The following is a 6302-nucleotide window of genomic DNA, read 5'->3' on the forward strand; positions in this document are numbered from 1 at the left end:
GCCCCCAGTCCTGCACCGCCGATAGCGCCAGCGTGTACCGCCCCGGGATAGGGGGCCGGCCGAAGAGAACGTGTTGCGCGTCCAGGGCTACTTCCGCCCCCGCCAGGCGAGCGCTCAACACGTCCGAAGCGAAGGCCTCCGCGTACACCGGCCCCAGTGTCCCCGTCGCGATGACGCCGGCCGGGTGGTAGTCGGGGTTGACGCGGTTGCCGTAGCGCCGCACCAGGTGCCCGGACAGGAGGGAGTAGCCCTCCATCATCCCCAGCCACACCGAGTTGGGCGTGTCCCCGCCCACCATGAAGAGGCGCACCACCTGCCCCCAGTCGGACAGCGTGTCCCAGTCCTCCTTCCTGACGAGGCCCGCGCCTTCCCCTCCACCCCACAGCCGCAGCCGTACCGGTGCCCCGAAAATGAGGCGGAACGACTCCCCCCTCCCCAAGGCCACCATGGGCTCCACCTGCACGAAGCCTTCTTCGGTGCCCGCGCCCCTCCGAGGCAGCAACGTCCACGTCACCGCGTCCATGCGCAGCAGGCTCGTCATCGGAGGTGCCGAGTCGGGCGCCGCAGGTGCAGAAGCCTCCTCCTCGGGCTGAGCCTCTCCCTCTTCCTCCTCGTCGGAAGAGTTGTCGGAGAGTGCCTCCTCCAGCCTGCGCACGGTCGCGTCGAAGTCCTCTGGAGTGTTGGCCTCCTGCGCCCCTCCGGCCCCGGGCAACAGCAGCAGCAACGAGACGACGGCCCAACTCCCATGCATTCCCATGGACGCCTCCGTGGCAGGCCCCAGCAGGGGCGCTCAGCACAGAGGTTCCCTGTTCAGTCCGACAGGTCGGCAAACCGGGTAGGGAAGTTGACTGCAAGAGTCAAAGGCGACCCGGCCCGTTGGGAGTATGGACAGACGTGCCACGCCCCGTCGGGGCGCCAACCGAGGAGCTCAATGCCGAGAGCGAGAACTCCCGCGCCGCTTCTTCTGAATGCCTCGCATACCAGCGATGCGCTCCGCACTGCGGTATGAATTCGCCCAGGCTCCCGCCGTTCGCGGCACCATACGAACAGGCCCGCACTGGGCGAGGTAGCAATGCAGCCGAGGTGGTCTGACAGCCCCCGCTGTCACCTTCATCAGGAACAGGCAGCCATCGACACCTGTCACCGCTGCGGGGCGTTCGTGTGCCTCCAATGCGTTCGAAGTGCCGTGGCTACCGTCTACTGTGGCCCGTGCCTCGAGCTGCGGCCGGCCGTCCCGCAGAAGGTCTCGGCTCATGCCTGGGGAGTCCTTGCCCTCTCCTGCCTCGGACTCGTCCTGTTCCCATGCGCACTCGCGGGAGCCTTCCTGGGATGGAAGCACCTACGCGCAGTCAGGGCCGGACAGGCGCCGGATGTTGAACGCCGCCATGCCTTGGCTGCGGTGTTCCTCGGCGCACTGGGGTTTCCGTTTTCATTCGCGCTGGACGTGTTCGTGCGCAGCCGCTGGTAGGCCACCTGGCAACGTCATGCGGCCTCCTTCTCGCTCAGGCCGCGAGCACGGAGGAATGCCTCCATTCGAGGCCACTGGGCGCCAAGGTAGTTGAACTCTCCAGGCCGGACTGGCTCCAAGCCCTTCAGCTCCTCGTCCGGGGTGCCGCCCGTCTCCATGGCGAGCGCGTCCCAGGAGAAAGCCCGAATAACTCGAAGCTGATTGCGGATAAGGACGCCGGACTTCTCAATCGCCTCTCGACGGTCGTCGAGCAAACGCACCGTCGCACCGTGACGTTCCTCTCGGCACAGGATGAGCAGTTCCCCTAACGAGAAGCTCGCAGCGCCTGGCCCGCGGCGACGATGGGCTTCTTCCAGCCATTGCCGTGCCTCGACCAGGTCTCCTTGGAGGGCGAGACATGCCGCCAACATGTCGGGGGCACGAACGTAGACGTCGGGCACTTCCTTGGTACGCCACCCACGAGAGAGCGCCAAGAGTACCGCGTGTGCGGGGTCCACATGCCCTTGGAACAACGCACACAACGCAAGGTGGAAGCGCGTCAGTACGCGCTCCGGAGGGCGGAGGGCGTAGCCATCGGCATCTTCGAGCGCGCGTTGGGCAGCTCCGAGGTCGCCAGCATCAAGCAGCGCGGCCCCCCGCTCACAGAGCGCCGCCCACTTCCGGAATCTCCATGACTTGTAGCCAATGAAGGCGATGAAGATGGCGAGAAGCAACGCGGTCTGGACCCACGCCATCGTCCGCTCTTCAGGCTTCCACGCGAGCCAGACTGCGCCCATGGAGCCTGTGACCATGCCAACAACAGCCGACATCCCTGGATGTTTCACACTCAACCCCACGCAAGAAACGACAGTCATTCACACCGTGGTACCCACCGCGTCTCTTAGGAACCGTCTCCCCACAGGAGGGCTGGGTGGGGGAATGGTCCAGCAGCAACGCGCTGGACGTCGTGTACCGGCGCGTGAGGCAGGAGCCGCCAGGCGCGCCTGCGGGCACGCGCCCTTGCTCCTCCTGCTTCTGCCTCGATCCCCACAGCCCGACCCAGCCGCCGCCGTCAGGGCCGGTACCGCTCCACCTCGTGGAAGAACTGCGTGAGCGAGTAGTCCAGCAGCGACCGGCAGGACTGCATGTACCGGCGGGCGCGGAGGAAGGGCAGCCAGACGCGCTTGCCCACCCGCACCTGGGACTCTTCCATCTTCTGCCGCAGCACCCATGTCCCGCCCAACCGCCGGACCAGCACGTCTCCCAGATAGGCTCCTAGCGCCGGTGCAGTGTGACTGTCGATGAGTTGCCGCTCGTACCGTTCGGGGAAGTCTTCCCTCCAGAAAAAGAGGTCGAGATCCGTGATGGACTCGGCCGTCTCGTCCATGATGGAGGGCACCTTCGTGTGCAGCGCTGCCACAAGACCTTCGGACAGGTCTCCGTAGGATTCGAGGACGCGCTCCGGATTCGCCACGTCCGATGGAAGGGCGACCGGCAGCCACTCATCCGGCACAGGAGGCCGGAAGGTGTTGAACTCGGCAATCTTCCGTTGCCGCTCGCTGATGGCGAACTCGTCCAACAACAGCGAGAGGAACGGTGCCACGTCAGGGTGGAAGCGCGGCTCAACGGGCACGAGCGCAGCGCTGCGCTGTTTCAGCGCGCGTAGCACCGTGTCGAAGTCGAGGTCCGGCCGCAGGTGGACATGGGCGCGGGCCTGCACCACGCGCGCTTCCTCGCTGGCGAACTCGGCGGCAGTGGGCCACAGAACCAGGAGGACCGAACCGTTGGGCAGTTCCTCCACGAGGTGCGCAGGAGTCGAGAGCATCCGCTCGCGACCTACATTCTCCACGAGCTTGGGGCCGAAGACGTTCAGCCAGAACAACTCATAGATTCTGTCGAACCCATCCCGCTTCCATGTCGCGTCGTCACGACCGAAGGAAGGAGCCCCCCCGAGTTGCCGGTCGGCCACACTGTGCGCTGCAGCATGTTCCGCCGGATATCGAGATGCCCAAGCCCGAGCCATTGCCACCAAACTGCGGCAGGCGTCCACATCTGAAAAGAAGGAGAGTGGCTGCACATCGAGACTGGCGCGCAAAGTGGACTGACCTTGTGCAAGCGCGAGATTGAGCACCAGCGACACTGCGGGGCTCTCTGAACGGTACAGTCCGATGATCGATCCATACTCATCGCGACGTTCCTCTATCGCGCGCCACACGGCTTCTCTTGAATACCTACGCTTCCGGGTCGACTTGACGAGTGTAGGTATCCATCTGTCCGCATACTTCTCAAGAGCATCAAATAGAGGCGTCAATGCAGGTTCCACGCCCTCGGCCGAGTCGAATGCGCCCTTGAAGGAGAAGCTCAGGCTATCGGCCTTGTTCAAGTCATGCAGCGTCAGCAATTTCATTGGAACAGCACCTCCACGCCCTTGATTCTCTCCTGTGCGGCATCGACAGCGTTGGCCAACATTTCCCGATCTTTAGGCAGAAGCTTTTCGGCCTCGTAGACAAGGCGCACCCGCTTCACAGTCGCCTGCTGTCGCATACCGTCCCGAAGAATTTTCAGCGTTCCACCGTAGTATTTCATCGCATTGCTCGCATCCGTATTCACCTGCACTTCCAAGTCCTCCTTCTTCAGGATGCTGAGGTTTCGACTCTTGAAGCTGAACGTCTCTACCCGAGGTGGCTGGCCTGGTGGGGGACGTTCCTCGATGACGAGGACGTCGGCGTACCGGAAGTCCACCTTCGACACGCCCACGTGCGTCTCGATGCGCGGCTGCTCGAAGTCGCCAAGCCAGCGCCGCTGTGCGCGGGGCAACGCAGCATCCGCCTCCAGGATGGCGATCATGGTCCTTTCGAATGCCATGCCCCGAGCATAGTAGGCGCGCATCCCCCCGTAGCCCTCCCACTTCAGGGGGCCCTTGACGGCGTCACCGTCCCGAATCTCCTTCAGCCGCCTCTTGCGGTAGGCGACGTACTCCTGCCAGAGCGGCGCCCCCTTCTCGACTCCCGGCGGCGGCTCGTTCAGCTTCGGCGCCATCTCCTTCAGCAGCTTCACGTCCTTCGGGAGACGGGGCCCCGAGGACTCCAGCTCCGCCTGGAACAGCTTGGCCCTCGCGGACTCCTTTGCGCGGACCTTGGCGTCCTGCGCGAAGAGGTCCAGGTTGACGTACCGGTTCCCGCTTGCGCCCCGTGAAGCCGCGGGCTGCGCGGACTCGCGGCTCGCGCCGCCTCTCGTCGCCGCAGCCCTGGAGGACTCGCGACTGGCCGCCTGCGCCTCCGCTGCGGACACCTCGGCGTTCTGCTCGAAGAGGTCGAGGTTGACGGACCGCTTCCCAGCCGCGCCCCGCGTGGCCACGGGCTGGCCGGCCTCGCGGCTGGCCGTCTCCATCAGCACCGCATTCGCCTTCGCGGGGTTGCCGCGGGCCTCGTACAGCGCCAGCAGTCCCGCCTCCCCCCAATCGGCGGCCACCAGCGCGCCCTCGCGACTCGCCTGGAGGTAGCGCAGCAAGTCGCGCGCGGCGTTGATGCCGAGCTGCTCCTCCAGGTGCGCCATCAGCGCCTTCATCCCGTCCACGTCGAGCGCCGGCATCTGGAGCCGCCGCAGCCCGCCGCGTGCCTCCACCAGGGCCCGGGCGCCCTTGCCTCCGGCGTACAGCGCCACCATCAGCGCGGCCGGCGCCAGTTCACGCGTGGCCTGCTCATACTTGCCCTGGGCCAACGAGTACGCCCCGTGCCCCGTCCCCACCGCCAGGTGGTAGAAGCCCACCGGCACACCGAAGGTGAGGTGGTCGAAAGCCCCTGCCGAAGTGCTTCCCGGCGAGTAGTGCCGCTCCGTCAACGCCTTCGCCACCTCGTCGAGGGCGGCCTGATAGGGCGGTGGAAGCTGGCTGCGCTTCACCACCATGAGGTCCGAGTACTGGGCCTCAACACTCACCTGATTACTGGAGAGCATGTCCCTGCCCGCGCGCCCCAGCCCGCGCAGCACGTCGCGGGCCTTCTCTCCCCGCTCCGGGAAGCCCTCCAGCTCCAGGCCCCGCCGCTTCAGGTCTTCGCGGACGGCTGCCATGGCGCCCAGCGTCTCGCCCAGCTGCTTGTCGCGAGCCAGCAGCTGCACCACCTCGCGCAGCTCGTCGTCGAAGGCCGAGTGCAGGACGAAGAGAGCGAGCACCTCGGAATACGGCACGCCGTACCTCTCCACGGACGTGACGATGAAGGCCGCGCGCTTACGGCCCAGGGCGACCGAGGCTCGTGCGTCCAGGGGCCCCAGGGCTCCCAGGCGGACAGCGTCCCAGGCTGTGAGGGACTCCACCAACGCGGCCATGTCCACCCCGCGCTGCATGGCCACGAACTCTGCGGGCGAGGCACACGCCAGGAAGGGCGCCAGCACCTCCCGGCTGGAGTCCAGGTGAGGCCAGCCCGAGGGCAAGGCCTTGCTGCCACAGACGAAGACGCCGCCCTCCCTGTCTGAGCCTCGCGCCCCGTCCCTGTCGACGACCACCCCCTGGAGCCCGCGTCGCAGGCCCATCGGCCCTATCTCGGGCGGCCCATCCGCGGAGCCTAACTCCTCCCCCCGATACACACCTGCCGCCGCACTCCTCGCCGCATGAGAGGGCGCGGAGAAGGGAGTGAAGGCAAGGGTGGCCCCTCGGTCCGCCTGGCCCGGCCTCGCCGGCAACGAGGCGCACCCGGAGGCCAGAAGGGCCAGCACCAGCGCCAGGCCAAGCCCGCCGCACCAAGGCCGCTCAGCGCGCATTGTCCACCCCCAGCCCCACCGAAGCGAAGGCGCCTGGCCGCAGCGTCCCTTCCGCCGTCGGGAACAGCAGCGTGCCCCCCTGCCCCACCGCGTACAGCTT

General features: G+C 66.6%; 3 protein-coding genes and 1 pseudogene. All 4 read right to left on the reverse strand.

Annotation, left to right across the window (positions count from 1 at the left end):
- Positions 1-757: pseudogene (locus tag FJV41_RS47395) on the reverse strand (hypothetical protein); the annotation flags it as partial.
- Between the two features lie 725 nt (positions 758-1482).
- Positions 1483-2244 (reverse strand): tetratricopeptide repeat protein, encoded by a 762-nt coding sequence (locus tag FJV41_RS47400; protein WP_246137876.1) that lies wholly within the window; start codon positions 2242-2244, stop codon positions 1483-1485.
- Positions 2245-2519: 275 nt separating this feature from the next.
- A complete protein-coding gene (locus FJV41_RS47405) occupies positions 2520-3854 on the reverse strand; it encodes a hypothetical protein (protein WP_141649227.1) in 1335 nt (444 codons plus the stop codon).
- Complete coding sequence (locus FJV41_RS47410; protein WP_246137877.1) at positions 3851-6202, reverse strand: hypothetical protein; 2352 nt, start codon at positions 6200-6202, stop codon at positions 3851-3853. Before FJV41_RS47410 ends, FJV41_RS47405 begins: the two co-directional genes overlap by 4 nt.
- Between the last annotated feature and the right edge of the window lie 100 nt (positions 6203-6302).

The organism is Myxococcus llanfairpwllgwyngyllgogerychwyrndrobwllllantysiliogogogochensis (assembly GCF_006636215.1).
Taxonomy (GTDB): domain Bacteria; phylum Myxococcota; class Myxococcia; order Myxococcales; family Myxococcaceae; genus Myxococcus; species Myxococcus llanfairpwllgwyngyllgogerychwyrndrobwllllantysiliogogogochensis.

Coding starts and splice junctions, on each gene's coding strand:
- FJV41_RS47400 (WP_246137876.1), bottom strand. CDS start 2,244: ATGGGCGCAGTCTGGCTCGCGTGGAAGCCTGAAGAGCGGACGATGGCG.
- FJV41_RS47410 (WP_246137877.1), bottom strand. CDS start 6,202: ATGCGCGCTGAGCGGCCTTGGTGCGGCGGGCTTGGCCTGGCGCTGGTG.
- FJV41_RS47405 (WP_141649227.1), bottom strand. CDS start 3,854: ATGAAATTGCTGACGCTGCATGACTTGAACAAGGCCGATAGCCTGAGC.